This window comes from Desulfonatronum parangueonense (assembly GCF_054656975.1).
This window is the reverse complement of the sequence record NZ_BAAHXH010000003.1, coordinates 2759557-2780243: the sequence shown is the minus strand read 5'-3', so window position 1 is coordinate 2780243 and position 20687 is coordinate 2759557. Positions and strand designations below refer to the sequence as shown.

The window sequence follows — 20687 nt, the reverse complement described above, 5'->3', positions numbered from 1 at the left end:
TCTTAATGGGTAACAAAATTTATAATAATGTTAACCAAAGGCAACGATGACTAACATGTAATCAACATAGACAAAACTGAAAGAAAAGCAAATAAAAATGATGGTGATGGATGTTGGTTCTAGTCGTTCCATTTCATGTCAGCGAAGCATGTGATGCGTTGTTTGACCTAAAAAACAGCATTTGCAAAACGAACTCTAGATTTTTTTTGTTAACGCTCGGACAATTAAGATAAAATATTTATTTAACAATTATCAATGGGGAAGATTATGGGACAGATGACGTAAAATCAAATTGAAGTCACACATTATATTACATAAATACCATATATGTGAAGTTGTTTTATCACATAGCGGTGGAGTGTTTTCTATGAACAGTGCTATCATATTTGTAAGTATTTTTTAATCTTATAGCTTAAGATTGCATCCAATGCAAGGATTTATAGAAAATAATTATCAGAAAATGGAAAGTCACAATTATATAAATTCAAGCACCTGTCACACAGGATCAACTGTAATGCCCAATAAAACGCCGCCCCTTTTCCAGTGGCCAAGTCACATAATTTTCTAAAAATCATGCAACCCAAAGCCAGAATATCGCGCTCACTCTCCCTGCTCGGTCATAGATTTTTCACGATCCAGGAACGCGAGCAGCTCAAATACCACCACCCAAGCTATCCAACCCATACATTTGACGCAACAATCCCTCGGCTGCCGTGCGCCGATCCGATGGCTTCGAACAATTTCAGGCTTTTGCCATATGCCCAGGCGTAGCTGTGATGCAGGCCGTTCAGCCAGGAATACGAAACCAGCTTGCGGCCCGCAAAGTCTTTCGACAGAATCTTGCTTGGGCATTTCTCTTGAGCACGTGACTTCACCGGAGGGAAGCCAGCCTTGGCCATATGAGGCCGAGCCGTATTGTAGAACACCTTGAAATCGTTCAGCAGCCGGTTGAGATGCGTCTCACCCAGCGGGATAATGTAGTCCAGCAACTCTTCTTGAAGCGTTCGGTTGAAACGCTCCACGATCCCGTTCTGCCACGGACATTTGTAGTCGATGCGCAGAACCTTGACACCCATGTTTGGAAGGGTTTGGTTGACCACAGGCACGAAAATGCTGTCCCGGTCAACAACCATGAATTTCGGGGCCGTGTCGAACGGAAAGGCTTCCCGTAGCTGCTGAGCAACCCATTCCGCCGTTGGATGGTAGGTTGCAGCCATCCAGATCAACTCACGCGTTCCATGGTTGATGATGTTCAAAATATACATCGGCTTACAGCAGATATTGAACACCTGCTTGAAATCCATGCCGCACGTAAAATGACAATGCAGGAAGGTTTCCCAGCCTGGGTCTTGCTGGCGCTTAGTCGGCTTCCCTGGCGGGTTCGACTTGTAACCTGCTTTTTTCAGGATTTTCCTGACTGTATTTGAGTGGATCGACTTATTCAATTGGCTTTTGATTATGTTTGCTATTCTGCGTGGAGAATAGCCAGGGTCTTCCTTCTTGAGGCAAAGCACCAGGTTCTTGATATCTTCCGGCACTTCTGGCCTGCCACGCTTGGCGATTGGCTTTGCCGACTTTCGTGCCCAGATCAAAGCTTGGCGTTTTTTCCACCAACTGACCAAGGTATTGGGCCTGATCTGGATGAACTGCGTCAAACGAGATGATATTCTGTGCAGGAAGGCAAGGATCAGTTTCTGAAAACCAGAGAGCGCGGGACGTATTTTCGACAGCTTCACGTTCCACGGCGGCTTGGTTTTCTTGGCGTTCTGGTTCGAAAATAGACGGTTCGTGAAGCCAGCCAGAGCAATCCGCATGGCATACTTCTCATATTTCAACCGAACACGCGCAGCCACGTCCATCCGATACCGCCGAGAATGGCACAAGCCAGCAGAATAGCCGCACAGAAATACCACTACCCAGACAAGAGACTCCACAGATGCTCCGGAAGGTCAAGTTGATTTTGAAGACCATCTTGCTTTGCTCAAAAGGCTGGCCTACTATCGGCATTTATGAGCGAGATCAACAAAAAGCACGACACCTTCTTCCGGGAAACCATGAGCCACAAGGAGGTCGCCGCCGACTTCCTGGCGAATTACCTTCCGGCCAAGTTTTTAAAGCATGTCAGGTTGGACACGCTGTCCATCACCAAGGACAGCTTCGTGGACGCGAAACAGGCCGAGCATTATTCCGACCTGCTCTATCAGGTCATGCTGAGCAACGGCTTGCCCGGATTCGTGTATTTCCTCTTTGAGCACAAAAGCTATCCGGACCGGTTCGTGGTTCTCCAGCTGCTCCGGTATATCATCGAAGTCTGGGAACTGTATCTCAGACAGAGGCCGCAGGCCAAAACCCTACCGCTGATCATCCCTGTGGTGGTGAGCAACAACAAATTTAAAGGTCCAACAACTCGACTAAATGAAATTATCGCTACACAAGACTCAGATTTCGATGCTTATGTGCCAGATTTTAAGCTAGCATTTGAAGATTTTTCACCTGAAAATGAAATCGACATGATTGGCAAAAAGTACCTTAATCTTTTTGAACAGAGCTTAACCCATATATATTTTAGGGATTTTAAAAAGTTACTTTCACCATTTACGGAGTCTCTCAAAATATTGGAGCAATTGGAAAGCGATGCAACCAGTAGAGAATGGTGTAGATGCCTCTCCATATTCACACTATACTCAATGGGAGCTAGTGATTCTTTCGATGATTTTTTTGGAATGATATTTTTAAAGAAACCTTGATTCGACCATGCCTCAAGAATCCCACGACCATAATTTCAAAAACGTCTTCCTGGACTTTCCCCGCGAGTCCCTGGAATTGTTCTACCCGCAGGCTCTTGAACTGTACGGCGAGCTGCGGGAGATAATCTTTGTCCGTCAGGAGCCGCGCAAGCATCATCTGGCTGATCCCGGCTTGGCCCTGGACATGCCGATCCTGTTCCGATTTGCTCGTGGGTCCTTGCTGCTCTGGCTGGTGGAGTTCCAGGAGGACAAGGGCAAATTTTCCATCTACAAGCTGCTGCGCTACGCCACGGACCTGATGGAAGCCCATCCTGACGCAGTGGTCATTCCTACTGTCCTTTTCACGGACCGCAAGGCCTGGCGCAAGGACGTACCCCGCAAGCTGGAAAGCCGTCTCGGCACAGCTACCTTTCTCCACTTCGAATACGTGCACCTGAAACTGTTTGCCCTCCAGGCCAAGGACTACTACAATGTGAACAACCCGGTGGCCAAAATCCTCATGCCAAAGATGCAATATCCACAATCCGAACGCCTTGAAGTTTTGCGCCACGCCTACCTGGGCCTCTACCAACTGGCATCACGGGCACATTTTGAAAAATATGTCGATTTCATCGACGTTTACGCCGATGTTCAGCCGGAAGAGCAAAAAGCCCTTTACGACGACATCATCGAACACAAGGAGACAGCCATGCTCGCACAATACATCAAAAATCTTGGTCGTGATGAAGGCCGTGACGAAGGCGAAGTCTTGGGCCGCCAAGCCGTTATTCAACGCCAACTCACCAAACGTTTCGGCCAAAACACCCTCGATAGCCAATTCCAGGATCGACTCCACAAAGCCACGCCGGAACAGCTCGACCTTTGGGCCGAGAAACTTCTGGACGCAAAAAGCATCGACGAGGTGTTCAGGGACAACTGAGCCGTATGGACAAACATAGAATTTGTGGAAGGGGAGTCGCCAAGGCTTCCCTTTCTTTTTACGCGATTAACTGAGAACGCCCATCGTCTTCATTTGTGAGCTGGGCTTCAATCCAAGGGGAAGCCCTCGAATATTGTTGCAAACAAATACTGCTTTTCCTCGTAAATACGTTCCTCAGATTTGCCTTTTACGGCATCCAGGCATCTCCCGGCACGGCCTTGGCGTACCAAAGGGTATAAGTTGCCGTAAAATCGATCCTCGAGCCCTCTGCCTGCATGTGACTGATTGCGGCCACTTTCGATCACCAATCTGCCTCACTTCTCTTCTCTTTTTCAAAAATACCTGCCTGAAGTTGTTATAAGCTCCAAAGGGACCTCTCTAGCATCCCAAGGAAACCATCACCAAGCCGTTCTGGAAACCATCCAGGGCGGCTTTAACTTTTTCAGGAGGTATATCTCATGCCCAAGGTACACTTGCGTCCGGCGTTTGTTGCTGATCCACCTTTGCCAGAAAACAAAGCCAAGATCGATTACTTTGACACTCAACTTCAGGGCTTTCTGCTGGAAGTGCGCAGTACCGGCACGTCCACATTCTACCTGAGGTACAGAGACAATTCCGGAAATCTGAAACAGATCAAAATCGGCACACCGCAAACAATCGGGGTTGAAGATGCTCGCAATATCGCAAAGACAATGAAAAGCCAGTCAGTGATCGGATTTGATCCGCACCAGGCCCAGACAAAGCTGAAGGCGATCCCGACATTCCGTGACTTCGTGAAGAATAATTACATTCCGTACATCAAAACCTACAAGCGGACCTGGGAGTACGATCAGACTGCCATCGAGCAACGCATGATGAAGCTGTGGGGCCAGAAGAAGCTCAGCGACATCAGCAAGCATGACCTGGTGGACCTACAGAACAAGCTTTCCGCTGGAGGCCTGAAACCGGGTTCGGTAAATCGCAACATGGCCATCGTGAAATACATTTTCAGCCTGGCCGAACGCTGGGAGATTATCGACAAGTCACCGGCCCGGCACATCCCAAAGTTGGCGGAGAACAACCAAAAGGAGCGGTACCTTTCCGTCGAGGAGATGCAGCGCCTGCTGACCGCGCTCAAGGAATGCAACAGCGATGTTGTGCCGGATATTGTTGAGTTACTGATGGTTACCGGGGCCAGAAAATCCGAAGTTGTCGAACTGGAGTGGAAGGAGCTGAACCTGGAAAAAGCCACATGGACGCTTCCCGCATCACGGAACAAAACCAAAAGGCCCAAAACCATTCCCTTGTCCAACAGAGCGGTCGAAGTGCTGACACGGAGGCAAAACAACGGCTCCAAGTATGTTTTCCCGAACCCCAAAACCGGCAAGCCCTTGCAGTACTTCTTCTCCACTTGGAACCGGATCAGAAAGGCAGCCGCAATCCCCGACGTTCGCCTGCACGATCTCCGGCACAGCTACGCTTCTTTTCTGGTGAACAGCGGCAGATCCCTCTACGAAGTGCAGAAGCTACTGGGGCATTCGCAGATATCAACAACGCAAAGGTATGCACATCTGACACACGGCACATTGTCCGAAGCAACGAAGATTATGGACACGCTGGTGGGTATATGATGGGTGAAAATTTGGGGTGAACTATACGAGATAATTCACTTTCGTTTGTTAATACCCACCCTACGCTGGTGGGTATATGGTGGGTGGAGATCGTGCTACTGAGGAGGCAGAATAAATATTATTAAATTCCGCTATGTTATGGTTTTGCAGTGAAAGTATGTGCCCAAGTTTGGTGGGTCGAGCAGAGGGTGATGAAGGTGAATATCTACGATACCAGCCGGCATCACCCTTATTTGTTAACAAATTGGTGGCGGGCCGGTTGTAAGTGGGTCCGTTAACAAGGAGGATGATGATATGAACGAGAAGCAGTTGTATACGCTCACTGATATTGCCCAGAAATTGGGCGTCAATTACAAGACGCTCTACAACTATAAAGACGTTTTCAAGGAATTCTTGGTCGTTCAAGACCAAGGCAGACAGACACGATATTTGCCGATCAACATTGAAATTTTTAACAAAATTCTTGAGTTGAAATCCGATGGCGTCGCCAATGAAGATGTCTATAGCCTCCTAGACGATTGGCGCAGGCAGCATCCGGAGCACTACACAAGAGATGCTCCTTCTTTCTCTCCTTCCGTCTTTCCTTCTGTCGGTCCTTCTTTCCTTCCTTCTTTCTCTCGTTCTTTCGGTCTTTCTTTCTTGCCTTCCTTCGATCTTTCTGTCTTTCCTTCTGTCCTTCTTGATGTCCTTCCTTCTGGCTTTCCTTCTTTCTCTCCTTCTTTCCTTCTTTCAGGCACAGACACTCCAACCGTAGGAATGGAGGAGACAGAAAATAAGGCCAGACCTTGCCAACCTACTGTAGCTGAGAATCCGAAAGGCGGGAATAAATTAGAGAGTCAAGACTTGGAAAATTTTGAGAACAGACTACGCGACGAGATAGGCCAATCCCTCGCACACCTCGAATCCCGACTCCTCTCCCAAATCTCCGGGATCATCCCGCAAATCAACTCCGCGCTGACGCAGTACTATAAGGTTGCAATCGAGCTTCAGGCCAGAATCAAGAAGCTGGAGTCAGACCTCGGCGCGGGAGGCGAACACTTTATGGGAACAGAACTGGACCTTGAAAAGATCCAGGTCAAGATGGAGCATGTTGATTTTGACGACGCCGATAATGCCGGCAATGCGGAGCATAATGCCAGGGATGCCGTTCCAAAGCGCAAAAGGATCAGAACCTTCAAAGACCCAAAGGACTATTCCGATAGCCCTGACCTGGACCTTGTGAAAAAATCAATTCACGAGGGCAAGCCCGAAAAAGAGGCCATAACGGTCTGGATACAGGCCATGCAGGCCAAGCACCCCGAACTGACCTTTGCCGACATGGTCAGGATTCTCGACAGTGCCGGTGTGCCGACATTGACTGCCAGGAAGGGCTGGAATCGAGGAACCTTGCGCAGTTTTGTTCAGGACAGCAGCTGAACTTGAGGTTTGAAATGGATACTGGGGAGCCGACCTGAAAATGGAAAGCCGACTAATGGCCGCTGAGGAACATTGTTGTTGAGCGGTAGTACTCCGATCAGGCATTTGGTAAAAACAACAGATGGATAGGATAGGCTGTCCGGGTATCCGGCTGTTTTTTAATGTATAGGCACCCAACCCGTGGCCCTGAGAGGCAACCGGTATTGCCTGATACCTCCGAAAAGTGCCGGATACCCGGACAGCTATCGATATCCTCCGAAATTATTGTTGATCTGTGTTCGGACAACTGCTCGGAACGAAGCCGTGCAGCATAAATAAAGCAACGGCAAGTATTCCAATCGTCCCAGACCGGTACTAAAGGATGGCATAGCAACATCCTTTCAGGTTGTGGTTGGCAGGCGTTCGCTATTAATGCTCCTGCCCCGCCACTTCACCTACCGTCATCAAACCAAGGAGCATTCTTAAAGAGGCTGGATTTTTTCGGTCTCTCGCCAAGCATAACCATGCTGCTTACGCTCTGATTTAAAATCCGATCGTTATTTTTTAGGGGATCCGATAGCACTGCTCCCTGGACACCATGGCGTCATGCAACCATCCATGGGCTTCTGAGATTGGATGCAACGATTGCACCAATCGGTACCTCCTGAACCGGCCAAGCGCATCCAGGATTGGGTAGATTAAATCTACCCAATCCGTAACAGTTTGATTTTTTTTGTATAATACTTTGAAAATTTGTTCGGCGCTGCTTTTTTTTAGTCGGACTTCTTCCGTTTCAGAATCGAGGAACTCCGTGACAACGTGGTAATTGCCGAGTCGATTCCAGGGCTAGGGAGGACGCAGCTACGGCAACCCATTTCCTCCCTCCCCCTTTGAAATATTCTATAGTTTTCGCTGCTGCAAAGGATACCCACCTGATGGATACCCTTGCGTGAGCGCAGAGAATGATATTTCAAAGGGCATCTGGCAACCGCACAAGCGCATCCGGGATGGGGTAGATTAAATCTACCCCATACACAACCCTCTTATTTTTAAGTACTTCTCCGCCGATTTCCACGGCATGGCTTTTATAGGCGGATTTCTCTTCCGGCCATGGTTGAGAGGCTGGAGGCTGGTCTTCATTTTTTTGTGCACAGATGCGTCCTGTATTCAGATAGGCAAACCTGAAAGAAGCCGATCTCTGGACAAGACAGCAAAATTCGGTCGTGCCCGAAAGGACTTTATAAATCTGGCACATATAGAAGGGGCGATTCTGTATCGCCCCTTGCTGGATAACCGGAGAGTGTCATGCGGAAGTCGAATATTATCCGGGATGGTATCTTCTTTGGCCTGGTAATGCAGATGTCGGAAACGAATCGGGTTCGACACTCGCTTGAGGGGCTGGCGAGCCAGGTCCTTAGGAGCAGTGGAAACGGTGACTGCTGTTTGGAAATCTCAGGGTTCTGAAGAAAGATTCGGACATTTTCTTCTGCCTAAAGGACACGGGTCGTATGCTCGGTATGCAGAAGCCAAAAGTGTCCTTGAACCTCCTGCTCAAAAAGTACGAGGAAAATGGGCTAGATACCGAGGGGGTAAAAACTTTTTACCCCCTAAAGGATGCTCTTGGGCGTATGCGCGCTGCGTGCTCATTTCTTGAAAATGCTAATATTGCGAGTATATACACATGGGGCGATTTAAAATCGCCCCCTACTGCGAAAGCAGGAGGTCTGATGCAGGAATCAAAAATGCTCCAGGATTACCCATTCTTTGACCTGATCATACAGGGCCGGGTTCGCTTTTTTTGCCTGGGGGCGGGCAAGGCAAGTTACTGCCAAGGCAGTGGAGAAAAGTATGTGGAAAATTGAGTTGATATGGAGTGCCTGCAACGGTTGCACCCACTCAAAGATGGTCGTGGTCTGCTCAGAGACACATTGATGATCCCAGATGACCTGTTCTTCGATATCTTGTTGTACAATCCGGAGCTTGGGGGAGCTTCAGGTTATGAATGACGAGTCAGACATTTTTCTTCATGGTCGCGGACATGATCAGAATGCTCGGGATAGAATTCACCGACGACGCATTGAAAAATTGCAGAAAAGCATCAATTCAAATCAGAAGGATCAATGTGTCACTTCAAGTTACACCTTGAATGATGCTAATGGGCGTGCCCAAACTTGGGTTCGATAAATTCGCAAGATACAAAGGGGGTAGAAAATTTCTAGCCCCTTGAGGATGAGGGCGGCTTGCGCTTATGCATCCGGGACAACCTTGCCCCGTGAGAAACAGAGCAATGTGAGAATAGAAACCACGTCCTGCCAACTTGGACGGGATGATCCAGTCCCAAAAACGTTTGACTTCGTCATTTCCGAGTTCTTCACCAACCGAAAAAATGAAGTGGTACCGGTTCTTTGGACAGATTGAAAATGTCTTACCTGGTGATCAGGGTTCCGTCTGCCGGACTGGTTTTTAATAGAGCCGATGCGGCTCTATTACCATATAAATGCTCTGAATTCTATGACTTAATGCAACTTTATTGCAAAAACTAGAGAACCTTGAACCCAGGCGTATATTCCTGATGCTGAATAATGCTCCCCGATCCTATCCAACCGGTCCATGTGGGTTTCAAGCAACCGAGACATGGCGGCCAGGTTGAACCGGATCAGCTGCATGATGACCCGCTGAGAACAGGATAAGTGGCAATTCAGTTCCAAAAAATGTCGGCCATTTCCATCTTGGTGTGCCGGAGCAGGTTAAATACGTCTTTCCGAGAGATCAAAGTAACGGACGCATTCTCGGAAATGCCCAGTGCTCGGTGAGCACCCCTACCAAGTAACTTCTTTAAATATTGGGTTTTAGCACTACACGGTTGGGGCAGAATCGGATGATGGCTTCCGACTTGGGATCGTACTCAAAAATTTCAGAGTGGATTTGAATGTGACGGATTATCACATTCAGCGTGAAATTCTGGAATCTTGAGTAGCCCCTGAGTGTTCGGGTGGGTGGCCATGGTGTAGGTGCCGGTGTCCTGCAGGGTCGGAAGTACATGGCGGTTCAGCCATTCCTTCATCACCTTGGCCTCGGGTTTTGTGGACCTTTCAATAAGTGCAAACACGTCAGCCGAGAAATAATCAGGCAACCTTTTTTAAATTTAGAAATATCTAGAACCGTATGCGGTACGGTTTTAGATATCAATCCCTATAAAAAACGATGGCTTAACGTGTGCCGATCAAGGCAAAGATGCCTAACAGCATCATACGCATCCGGGTACTCAAGCCTGTCGGTCACTTCCTTGGCGATGAACCACGGTTCGTTGTTGATCATCAGAACGGTCAGGTTTCCGAACAGGTCGTGGAGTTTGGTCGGCCACAGTCAGGATGATACCCATGATCACTTTGGTCATCTCCTGAAGGATCAGGGCTGCCTCTGATGATTGGGAAAGGGCTTTGGATGGTTGAGGGTTTGGGTTGGTAACCATAGTGTAGGTGCCGGTGTACTGTAGGGAGGGGAGCACGTACTCATTCAACTAGGTTCGAAAAACTGGTTCTGGTTTATGTGACCCACTGATTAAAGCGAAAACATCAGTCATAGGGATGATAATGCACCCGCCCCGGAAATTGAGTAAAAGTTTTTTTTTGATGTCTCCATTTAGGAGCAATCAAATAATCACATAATTCTCTCTAGTTACGGTCATGCTTCCGAACAGGTGATTCGAGAAACTGTGGACCTTGTTCGCGACCATGACCTGGAGCTTACCCGTGATCATCTTGGACATCTCGGTAATGATGGCGGCTGTTTCTGGGGGTGGTGTGAAGAATCGAATTTCGTTTTAGGCCTGGGCTTGAGTGTTGGGATGGGTGACCCTGGTGTAGGTGCCGGTGTCATGGATCGATGGAAGAACGTGCTCGATGATCCAGTCCCAGAACAAATTGGCCATGGGCATTGTGGAGTTCTTGACAAGCCTGAAAAGGTCTGAACGCGTGATAAGATTCAACCCGGAATTGGTGATTTCCACCCCGGCGTTTCACCGGCCTTTCCAAATAACCTCTTTAAATCTTTAGGCTCGTACAAAACACGAGTCTGGCAATGGTTGATAATTGCATTTGTGGGGTCTTTGTATTCGGTTCGCAACTTGCGAGCCACCTCGATTCCGACGAACTTGATCTCGCCGTCGATCAGGAAAGTAGTGAGGTCTCCGAACTATACATGACGGAAGTTCTGGACCTTGTGTTCGGCCTCGATCTACTGCTTGAACTCATGTTCCGATTTGTACTTGTATCCGAATCTGAGTCTGCTCCGAGATGATGATTTTTTGGGCGGTCTGAGTGTTCAGGTAATGACCATCGTCTTGGATGGAAGGCAGCACCACGGTCGAACCCCATGACCAAAAAAAACCTTCAGCATTCGGAAGAGCACAGTGTTAAGGAGCGAGAAAAGATAGTCGTTGTGATTAATGAAACCCCGCCATGACTATTTTTAATCATCGTTGACTTAACGATGGTGCCATATAAGAATTTGATTGTAAGGAAAAATCTATTCTTGCAAAAAGTAGACAGAGCGTTTGCTGTTCCTTTTGTACCCAAGCACATTTAGAACTTCCTTTCCAATAATTTAATTTGGTTATCATGGACAATCGTAACTGCTCAAAAAGGTCGGGCGGTGAGGTTAGCCGTGAAGGAGTGTCTCCGGGATGGAGTTTCGTGATTCAGCTACTGGGGCCACGCTCCAACCGGAACTTTTCCTGAGTGCGTTACTCCGCTGCCGCACTGGGGTGCGGCGCTCCCTGGATTTAATCGTTGATTGCCACAAGTTTTTGAGCAGTTACATCTCATCGCATTTGTGTTGATTTGCGTGTTGATATTGCATAGGAAACATACCAGACGGGACGGCTTCTCTCGTAGGAATTGGCGGAGGTCTGGTGTTTCAGGTGTCTGTCAAACTGGCTGCCAACCTTGACTTTGCACAAACAGGAGAACTCAATGAAAATAGTCTATGCGATAGCATTTGCTGTCCTTGTGGCAACCTGTATGCCCGCCTCAGCTTTCGTCGTCGTCAACCAGTCCGTCAATGAAACGGAAGTGCTGAGCGCCCAACAAGGTTGGTGTGACGCGTTGGTCGCCATAAGTTCCACCTATGCCAAAAGCGGCCACTCCGAAGCCAAGGCGTTGGCTGAGCAGGTCATTGATCAGGCCTACGGCTATCAGATGGGCGTCGTACTGTTTAAACCAACGTTGACAATCAACCCGCAGACTTTTCGCCCGACGCGCTCTGGAGCGTTGTCCTATTTCGTCGGTGGAGATCCAGCGTTTCCCAACGACAGCGGCTTTGCCCTGAAAGGTTGGACAAATTGCAAACCTGACAATGCCGCCATCTTCATCACCGGAAACAGTGCCATCACCATGGGCAAGGTTCACTTGACGGACAAAAACGGCATGGTCACCACGGTGGACAAGACATGGGGCTATGTCAAGGACGACGCGGGGACACTTCGTATTGTCCTGCACCATTCGTCATTGGAGTTCAGCGTCGAGTAGCGGAATACAGATGTGGTGCCGAAACATGATGATTGCACGGCCAAACCGTAAACAATAAATGGCACAAGTCTTCCGGCAGCTTGAGAACCCTGTATCCGAAGCCGCTTCACGACTCAGTTCAAAACAAGGCGTTGCTCCCTTTTTCTTGCTCCACTTTGCTTCTACGAAAGCTTGGCCGTATCCGTCAATTGTCGGCCGTTCGTCCAGGGGAAGCATCTCCCCGCTGAACCGAAACCTGTGATAATTATCAAACCAGTGAATGTTCGTTTGTCTTCATTTGAGCGATTGGCCGCCTATTTTTGGGTAGGCGGCCATGACACCTGAGGCCGTTCTTCCATGGTCGAGGTTGTTCCGGGCTTCCGCCCTGGGGTTGTTGCACAAGTACCAGGCGATTGTGGATACGCCAGAGATGGACTATGAAATCCGGGGTGTGGTGGCCAGCGTGATACGGAAACTGCGTTGACAACGCGGTTTTGTAACTACTGAGCTTTCTAGGAAAAGAGGTTTACTTATTAGCACAAACTTGTGCCAAGCATGACCTGGATTATCGGTTTTACTCCAGATGAGCTGAGTAGTTACTTAAATTTTAACTTTGAAATTGATTATTCAAATAATTATCAACAAGCAACCATTATGGAGAAGGTGATTCGCTCGATCAGGGCGTGGAGAAATGAAATGGGCGGAACTTTTCCTCGATTAGTAACTGCTCAATAACTCCGGGCATGCCACTTTTTTTTAGTTGCTAAGCAGGGCTAGGCACAGCATTATTTTTATGCCATAGTCACCACATGATTTTTTTGTGGCCAAAGACACCTCATATTCCTGAAGTGAGTGAAGAAGAGAAATCGCCTCTGGTTCTCGCTCTGCTTGAGGTCTGCACTTGTTTGAAAGAGCGGGTTTATTTGCAAGCTGAGGTTATTCAGACTTTGAAGGACGAAATCGCGATTCTCAAAGGCGAAAAAGCCAAGCCGGACATCAAGCCCTCGCGGTTGGGGAAGAAAAGTGTCACCGATGAGCAGGACGGCGACAAGCCGGTAAAACGTCCAGGATCGCAGAAGCGTAAAAAAGACCTCGTCGTTCACCGGACCAAGGAGATCCATCCCGAGGATATTCCGGAAGGCAGCAGGTTCAAGGGGTATGAGAAATATTATATTCAGGACATGATCTTCGTCCCATTCAACACCTGCTATAAGTTGGCTCGCTATGTCACGCCTTCGGGAGACAGCATCATCGGCAAAATTCCAGACGGCATTGCACAAGATCACTTTGGCATCGACCTGATCAGGTTTATTCTTTATCAGCGCTATCAAGCTCGTGTCACACAACAGTTGATCCTGGAGCAACTTCTGGAGATCGGGATCGATATTTCAGCCGGGCAGGTCAACCGGATTCTCACTGAAGGCCATGATGCCTTCCATGCCGAAAAGCAGGAAATTCTCATAGCCGGTCTTGAGGTTTCCGATTATATAAACGTTGACGATACGGGTGCCCGGCATCAGGGCCGAAACGGTTACTGTACGCATATCGGCAACGACATGTTTGCCTACTTTGAAAGCACGGACAGCAAGAGCCGGATCAATTTCCTGACCGTGCTGCGGGGCAAATACACCGATTATATGCTCATCCCGGAAGCCATCCTCTATATGCAGGCCCAAAAGATGCCAAGGACGATCCTGCAAGCCTTGACCGACATCGGGAAGAAATGCTTCTCGACCAAGGAAGAGTGGGAGAAATTTTTGGTCGATTCAGAGATCATCAAGTCGCGTCATGTCAAAATCGTCACCGAAGGAGCCCTGCTTGGCAGCGTTTTGGAACATGGCATCAACAAAGAATTGGTGATCGTCAGCGACGATGCCGGTCAATTCAATATTCTCCTGCATGCCTTGTGCTGGGTTCATGCCGAGCGCAACATCAAGAAGCTCATCGGATTCACCGATGAACAGCGCCATGCTCTGGAATCCATGCGCAACCAGATCTGGGATTTCTATGACGATCTCAAGGCGTACAAAGAAAACCCGGAGCAGAACAGAGCAGAAGAACTGAAGCAGCGCTTCGACGAAATATTCTCCACCCAGACCTGCTTTGCCAGCCTGAATCTGGCTCTTTCTAAAATACGGTCCAACAAGTCTGAACTGCTATTGGTCCTTCAGCGCCCGGAAATCCCACTGCACAACACCGGCAGTGAAAACGACATCCGTGAATACGTCACCGTACGCAAGATCAGCGCAGGTACACGTAGCGACCTGGGGCGCAAATGCCGGGATACCTTCACCAGCCACAAGAAAACGTGCAGGAAGAATGATATCCCTTTCTGGGACTACCTTGGAGACCGCCTTTCAGGCCTCAACATCATTCCCCGTCTCGCGACTTGATCCGAAGAAGGGCCTTCTTCGCTCCGGCCTGATAAGGCGTCCATGATGCGCTATTGTGGACGCCTGTTTTCTCAAGACGAACTGACGGCCATCCGTTCGCTCATCGCCGCCAATCCCCAAGCCACGCGTGCGGCACTCTCCAGGATCGTCTGCGAATACCTGAACTGGCGACGCATCGACGGCCGACTCAAGGACATGACCTGCCGCGTCGCCATGTTGCGGATGCAGGACCACAACCTGGTCCGTCTGCCCGCCCCAAGAAATACGAACATCAACGGGAAAGCTCATCTTTACGTCACGAAGCAAATCCCGGAGTTCAATCCTCCCCTGTGCATTCCCGCTAATGCCTTCGGCGATCTGCGCATCGAGCCGGTCCAGAACAAAAAACAATCCCTGCTGTGGAATGAATATGTCCAGAAATTTCATTATCTCGGGCATGCCCCCATGCCCGGCGATCAAATCAGATACTTTGTCCGCTGGCATGATCAGGTTGCAGCGTTATTGTGCTTCAGGTCCGCAGTCTGGAAGACCGCGCCCAGGGATCAATTTATCGGCTGGAACTACGAGAAACGCAAAAAGAACTTGCACCTTGTCGTCAACAACGCCCGTTTTTTGATATTACCCTGGGTTGTCGCCCCAAACTTGGCCTCACGCATCTTGAGCATGTCACAAAAAAGGATCGCCCAGGACTGGATGGACCGCTATCAATATGCGCCCGTACTCATCGAAACCTTCGTGGAAACCCCAAGATTCCACGGAACCTGCTATAAAGCCGCAAACTGGACTTACCTGGGCACTACAAAAGGTGTCGGCAGACTTGGAAACTCACACAAACCTACGCTCCCGAAAAAAAGCATCTGGGTTTATCCGCTCAAAAAAAAGTTCCGGCAGATTCTTTGCCAAGATGCTCAGTAGCCTTGACTGAACCAGTCGCTGCCCGGAGTTATTGAGCAGTTACGGACAATCCTTGTAAACGTTCTGCCTCTATCTGCTCCTTGGACGGTGGCTGCGGGGGGACCACGTAGTTGTGCTGGGTATGTGTTGAGGGGACCTAGGCCTGGGTCATGAAGGGCCGGAAGCACATGGCGGTTCAGCCATTCTTTCATCACTTTGGCTTCTGGCTTGGTCGATTTATCAATAAGAGCAAACGCGTCTGCCCGTGAAATAATCAGGCAACCGGTTTTGAAATTAGAGATTTTTAAGGACGGGTTTGACCCGTTCTCAGTCAATAACTTCTTGAAATACTTATACGTTATCTTCCGACGATCTGGGCAAAGGTTCTTGATGGCATCGTACGCCTTCGGGTACTCAAGCTTGTCAGTCACTTCCTTTGCGATGAACCAGGGCTCGTTGTTGATCATTAGAACGGTCAAGTTTCCGAACAAGTCGTTCGAGAAACTGTGGACCTTGTTCTCAGCTTCGATCTGGACCTATGAGTGTGATGTGTCGGAAACAGCTAAATGCCCCTCTCTTACAATCCATTGACAGCCTTACATTTGTCCCATATCGGTCACTTCATAAACTTCGAAATTCATTAAACGGGAGACAAGCAAATGGATGTTGAAAAGCTGTTGATAACGGTAATGGAAAAATACCCAGGCAAAGATCCTGATGAGATTCTTACCATCGTTGAGAGACTAAGACTGGGCATCAAGGCCATTGAAAAGAAAGCCATGAATCTTGGCGAGCGGGAGATTTATGACGTAGAGGTGAAGCAAACACCAGCCTTAACGGCGTCTGCTCCAACTGAAGAACTTGCCCCCAAAGAAGTAGACAGGATGGCTGATCTGAAAGCTCAGTACAAAGGCAACTGGGCCAAACCGCCAAAAAAATGTATTGACGAAGAAAAGATTTACTGCGCTATTTGCGGAAAAGGTTACGATATCTTGACAAAGACGCATATTAACACTCATAGCAACATGAGCGTCGATGAATACAAGCAGCTTTGCGGATACAAGCCTGGGGACAAACTTATGTCCAAAGACTATCTTGAGAGATCAAGGCACAAGATGAGAAAAGGCGGGGAAGTATACGAGAAGCGGCAGCAATCTATGGCCGAAAAGAAAAAGCAGAAAGATGATGCTTCTTCTGGCGCAGGTTCATAATTCTAGGCCTTCATGGCAAACGCTAGTCCCACAAACATAGTAAAATAAATAATCAGGCCAGGGACTCCCCAGAACCAATAAAACTGCAGGGTGTTTAAAATCATCATATTTCTTGATTCGCTGATGATTTCTTCATATTGAACAATAGAACCTTGATTGGCATTGAGCCAGTCGCTTACCATTTTCATTGGCATTCCTCGCTATGATAAGCCTCTTCTTAAGAGGCTTTTTAATTGTTAATGTAAATCCCGTAGGCTATCACTAACGGACAACATCGCCTACGATGGCTTGATTGGCCATCACGTTCACATGCTTGACTGTAACCTCCTGTTTGCCATGCTGACCTTTGAGCCTCTGCAAGGACTTCAAGGTATCCGAAAACTGCTTCAGCAACCGTTGACCAGCCTTGTTGTGCCTGTCTGCGTTTTCCGGAGAGTAGACACTATTTGCACTTTTGAACTGCTGCATTGCCTGCAAGTGAAGTACGATCAGTTGGGCGATAACAATACCCTCTAGCGCCGATTCCGGAGCAGCTTCCTTCACAAAGGCAAGATACTGCTTTCTCTTGTCGTCCGCCGTCTGGTGAGAAGCTGCGGAGAAAACCGGCCACGCTGAGTTCAAAATAAACATATCGACAAGATCAGACTTTGCTCCAGCCAGGCTTGTCTTTGTATTTCCAGCTAGGTTTGCCAAGGGCGTTTGCTGAGGCTCAGCACTCGTAACATATTCCACAAGCTCGTTGCCTTCCGGCTCATCCACACCCAATATCTTGGCCAATGATTCATCCGGTTCGGGTGGGGGGTTTTCATGAAGGCCTGTTATTCGAGAATTACAAGGTTCACTAAATAGCTCCAGCAACGTATCTAGCGAGAATGAAGAATCCTGGTGCATGTCTTTTGTACTCATTACGACACTGGCCTTATTATTTGCAATTCTCCTGATTCAATTTTCTGCAAAAGCCGATGGCAGTCTCGAATCAATGAATCCATAGCCTCCCAGTCTTTTTTAGCCCATTGACTATAGTAGCCGTGTTTCTTGGAATTTGTATTTCCTACAGGCGCTCCTACTTTTCGAATTACCCGAGTTTCAGTTGCAAATTCTGCAGAGTTATCTGAATTCAAAAAATCCATTTAATTCTCCTTAATAAAATATCTTTATAAAATCCTATATTAAATAATGTGCTTTAGGATAGTAATTGTTAAGTAGAAACAATTACGAAATTAATCCCCCCCCCCCTACCATAACTCCATTATATGGTTGACTCTGGTTATTTCTGCCAGTCTTTTCGAATACGAATGTCGACAAGACCTGTGGTATCTGCCGAAGGGAATATTCTCAGCATGCCGGCAATCATTGACTGTTCAAGGATATCTTTGGCCTTTTCGGCATCCTTTTCGGCAGCTTCCAGAATTATCTCGTCATGGATTACATGCACCAGTTTGGCATCCACACCTTCTAAACGGGAATATAGTTCAATAAGGGTGGCCAGAAGTACTTCAGCCTCTCCACCCTGGATGGGCGTATTCAATATCAGGCTGCTGCGGTCTCCTCCGTACCATCCGAGGTTGCGTATGCGGCCTGACGGAGTTTTTACAAGAGTAGGACGATTACGAAGCAAGGCCTGACGTTTGGTATCGGCCATCCATTTCGCAAGGCCAGCATAATGTTCTTTAAACGCTATCTGGTGATCAGCTGCTTCCTCGACTGATGTTTCGATTCCATAATCTTCGGTAAGGCATTTCGCCAATCCCATCGCGGTTTGTTGAAAAACAAAACCAAAATTGATCGCTTTCCCAATGCTTCGGAAGGGCATAGCCTGTTCAGGCCCTTTGCCTGAGACTGCCATGGCTGTTTGTAAATGCACGTCCTGGCCTTCAGCAAATACTTGCTTCATCACTTCGTCTCCGCTGATTATGGCTGCAATGCGCAACTGGACCTGATTGACGTCGCCAATTATATACTTGCTGCCTTTTGGAGCATAGAACCTACGACGGGTCACGGCGTCCTTGGGTACCGAGTGCAAGCCAGGCTTTGAACATGAAAATCGACCAGTGACAGTTCCTGCAATATGATATTGCGGGTGAAGCCGTTTGGTTTTTGGATCTCGGAATGAGACATAGGGGTCATAGCCTTTGGTATTTTCACGGTAGAGTATGCCGTTTTTTTGCATCTCGCTTACGGCAAATTGTGCGTCTCTCATGAGTTCATACAAGTTTTCTTTGTCATTGAAAGTCAGTTGAGGGCACAGGTAACCATATAGTTTGTGAATTATCTGAACCTTCTCAAGCTCGGCAAATATGACCTCCTTTGAATTTGTAAGCGACGGAATTCTTAATGGTTTCAAGCCTAATAAAGGGACCAGCTTGTCTAAGGTGATGGCTTTTGTAGGTATATTGTGGAGAGCGTTGTACATGAGCTGAATAGACTCTATATTCCGCGCAACATTCTGTTTCACATTAATTCGAGCAAGTACATCTACACCGTTAAAGCAAACTACCGTTTTTGATAAAATCGGTTTTAAGACCTTCATTGGCAGATAGTTCATATTAAAAAGAGCCAATTGATTATTATCAAAACACATGGCAGCATATTTATCTTTAAAGCCTACCTTGCTCGAGGGATTAGTAAAAATATTAAGAGCAACGAGTGCGCATTGAGATACTGATTCTAAGTATGCTTTTGCACTCTCCTCTGAACGGATAACTTGCACCTGACTTTTAGATGTAGAGGTTGATTCACAAGGCGAACCATGTAAAATTGATTGTACCCAGTCACGAATATTGCCACCCATTGAAAAGTAATCGCCTGGGTCTTTGCCAAAAGGCGGGATAATAATCCTGCTTTGATCATAAACCTTGGCGTGAAATTGAGCAGCTTGTTGCCCTGGCTCATCGTTATCAAGGCATAAAAGAACTAGGTCTGAATTCTTGAGAAGATCGTGAACATGTTTGTCAATGAGATTGTTTGTACTTCCAAGAGCTATCGGTCTGATCAAATCGCCAGCATGCTGATACATCATGATCGCATCCAAGGCACTTTCGACAATCATGAACTTGTTTAAAGAAGCATTATTGTTTGGCAATAGATATGGATGAGCATTGCCTCCTGAAAGATTGGAATATTTCTTGCCGTCTTCCTCAAAGAAGTGCCTGACCTGCACATGATAGAGCTGATTGTCACGATAATAAGGTATGATAATGCCGGGCTCCAATACCTGATTCGTCTCTGATGCATGATGTTTGAAGAATCTGGTTTTAAGCTGACAATGTATTCCGAGTTTGAACAAACTAGCCGTTTCCACATCAATGCCACGATCTTCAAATATTGCCTTATTGTTTCCATTCACTGCTTCAACGCAGTCCTGCACGTAATCTAAAGCTACTTCCTGCCACTGAGGATCGATAGCCTTAAACGGCGGAAAATGTGATCCCTTTATAGACGAAGTATGAATGGCTTTGACCTTTTGAGACATGGCTGGAGACTTTTCTCCCATAAGATTATCATATAAATAGTTGCCATGACCTTTAAATCCGCACTGTCTGCAGTAAAAAAGTCCATTCACGCTGATTGCGTCCGGCTTATTAACAGGCATGGGACTATAGCAGAACCTATCATTCCCCCCGCAAAGTGGACATGGACATACATACGAGTTTGAACTCTTGACGTGCTTAACATTGAAATTTTGAGCCAGCATCTGAACAATTGTATCGCTCTTATCCGTAATTTCTTGTTTCATGATTTCCTCTCCGGATTTATAAAAATGGTTACTATCACTAAGGCCTGGATGGTCGGCGGCGATATATTTTGCAGGGTTGTAGGGTTGCATGGTGTTTCAATAATTTCTATATTTATACAAATTGCCTGTATAACATATATTAAAATATAAAATTAATATATAGAAAACCATGCATACCCTGCAGAACGACAAGCCAGACCCACGAGATTGTATTGATATTAATAGGTTTAGGAGGTCTGCAGGGTTGAATGTCGATCCTGCATTGACCCTGCACA

Annotated in this window: 18 protein-coding genes; 11 read left to right on the top strand and 7 right to left on the bottom strand. The window is 47.5% G+C overall.

The window, feature by feature from the left end:
• Positions 1-671: 671 nt before the first annotated feature.
• Positions 672-1859: an integrase core domain-containing protein gene (locus tag ACYQ15_RS12760; protein ID WP_459937893.1), complete on the bottom strand. Its 1188-nt coding sequence runs from the start codon at positions 1857-1859 to the stop codon at positions 672-674.
• A gap of 150 nt (positions 1860-2009) precedes the next feature.
• Here ACYQ15_RS12760 and ACYQ15_RS12755 point away from each other — a divergent pair, with 150 nt between their 5' ends.
• The 5 genes from ACYQ15_RS12755 (at position 2010) to ACYQ15_RS12735 (ending at position 8533) form a co-directional block, all read left to right on the top strand.
• Positions 2010-2747 carry an Rpn family recombination-promoting nuclease/putative transposase gene (locus ACYQ15_RS12755; protein ID WP_459937892.1) on the top strand — a complete coding sequence of 246 codons (738 nt, stop codon included), beginning with the start codon at positions 2010-2012 and terminating at the stop codon, positions 2745-2747.
• Positions 2748-2754: 7 nt separating this feature from the next.
• Positions 2755-3666, top strand: a complete 912-nt coding sequence (locus ACYQ15_RS12750) for a DUF4351 domain-containing protein (protein WP_459937891.1) — start codon at positions 2755-2757, stop codon at positions 3664-3666.
• 458 nt (positions 3667-4124) lie between these two features.
• Positions 4125-5276, top strand: coding sequence for a site-specific integrase (locus ACYQ15_RS12745; RefSeq protein WP_459937890.1), 1152 nt, complete (start codon positions 4125-4127; stop codon positions 5274-5276).
• A gap of 294 nt (positions 5277-5570) precedes the next feature.
• Positions 5571-6692 carry a MerR family transcriptional regulator gene (locus ACYQ15_RS12740; protein WP_459937889.1) on the top strand — a complete coding sequence of 374 codons (1122 nt, stop codon included), beginning with the start codon at positions 5571-5573 and terminating at the stop codon, positions 6690-6692.
• A gap of 1487 nt (positions 6693-8179) precedes the next feature.
• On the top strand, positions 8180-8533 hold the full coding sequence (locus tag ACYQ15_RS12735; protein WP_459937888.1) for a hypothetical protein: 354 nt from the start codon (positions 8180-8182) through the stop codon (positions 8531-8533).
• Positions 8534-10494: 1961 nt separating this feature from the next.
• On the opposite strand, the gene ACYQ15_RS12730 is transcribed toward ACYQ15_RS12735, so the two are convergent.
• Positions 10495-10680: a BRO-N domain-containing protein gene (locus ACYQ15_RS12730; protein WP_459937887.1), complete on the bottom strand. Its 186-nt coding sequence runs from the start codon at positions 10678-10680 to the stop codon at positions 10495-10497.
• 964 nt (positions 10681-11644) lie between these two features.
• Here ACYQ15_RS12730 and ACYQ15_RS12725 point away from each other — a divergent pair.
• The 5 genes from ACYQ15_RS12725 (at position 11645) to ACYQ15_RS12705 (ending at position 15486) form a co-directional block, all read left to right on the top strand.
• Positions 11645-12199 carry a hypothetical protein gene (locus ACYQ15_RS12725; RefSeq protein ID WP_459937886.1) on the top strand — a complete coding sequence of 185 codons (555 nt, stop codon included), beginning with the start codon at positions 11645-11647 and terminating at the stop codon, positions 12197-12199.
• Between the two features lie 313 nt (positions 12200-12512).
• On the top strand, positions 12513-12662 hold the full coding sequence (locus ACYQ15_RS12720; protein WP_459937885.1) for a hypothetical protein: 150 nt from the start codon (positions 12513-12515) through the stop codon (positions 12660-12662).
• Positions 12663-12733: 71 nt separating this feature from the next.
• Positions 12734-12913, top strand: a complete 180-nt coding sequence (locus ACYQ15_RS12715; protein ID WP_459937884.1) for a hypothetical protein — start codon at positions 12734-12736, stop codon at positions 12911-12913.
• 212 nt (positions 12914-13125) lie between these two features.
• Positions 13126-14571, top strand: a complete 1446-nt coding sequence (locus tag ACYQ15_RS12710) for an IS66 family transposase (RefSeq protein ID WP_459937883.1) — start codon at positions 13126-13128, stop codon at positions 14569-14571.
• A gap of 42 nt (positions 14572-14613) precedes the next feature.
• On the top strand, positions 14614-15486 hold the full coding sequence (locus ACYQ15_RS12705) for a Druantia anti-phage system protein DruA (RefSeq protein ID WP_459937882.1): 873 nt from the start codon (positions 14614-14616) through the stop codon (positions 15484-15486).
• Here the strand turns inward: ACYQ15_RS12705 and ACYQ15_RS12700 are convergent.
• On the bottom strand, positions 15480-15932 hold the full coding sequence (locus ACYQ15_RS12700) for a BRO-N domain-containing protein (protein WP_459937881.1): 453 nt from the start codon (positions 15930-15932) through the stop codon (positions 15480-15482). The two genes, ACYQ15_RS12705 and ACYQ15_RS12700, sit on opposite strands and share 7 nt — an antisense overlap.
• A 192-nt stretch (positions 15933-16124) precedes the next feature.
• On the opposite strand from ACYQ15_RS12700, the gene ACYQ15_RS12695 reads away from it, so the two are divergent.
• Positions 16125-16676, top strand: coding sequence for a MucR family transcriptional regulator (locus tag ACYQ15_RS12695; protein WP_459937880.1), 552 nt, complete (start codon positions 16125-16127; stop codon positions 16674-16676).
• 2 nt (positions 16677-16678) lie between these two features.
• Here the strand turns inward: ACYQ15_RS12695 and ACYQ15_RS12690 are convergent, their stop codons facing one another.
• From ACYQ15_RS12690 to ACYQ15_RS12675, 4 genes are all read right to left on the bottom strand, one after another.
• On the bottom strand, positions 16679-16864 hold the full coding sequence (locus ACYQ15_RS12690; RefSeq protein WP_459937879.1) for a hypothetical protein: 186 nt from the start codon (positions 16862-16864) through the stop codon (positions 16679-16681).
• A gap of 73 nt (positions 16865-16937) precedes the next feature.
• Entirely contained in the window at positions 16938-17582 is a 645-nt protein-coding gene (locus ACYQ15_RS12685) for a hypothetical protein (RefSeq protein WP_459937878.1), read from the bottom strand.
• On the bottom strand, positions 17582-17806 hold the full coding sequence (locus ACYQ15_RS12680; protein WP_459937877.1) for a hypothetical protein: 225 nt from the start codon (positions 17804-17806) through the stop codon (positions 17582-17584). The genes ACYQ15_RS12685 and ACYQ15_RS12680 overlap by 1 nt, the downstream gene beginning before the upstream one ends.
• Positions 17807-17943: 137 nt before the next feature.
• Entirely contained in the window at positions 17944-20502 is a 2559-nt protein-coding gene (locus ACYQ15_RS12675) for a DNA polymerase (RefSeq protein ID WP_459937876.1), read from the bottom strand.
• Between the last annotated feature and the right edge of the window lie 185 nt (positions 20503-20687).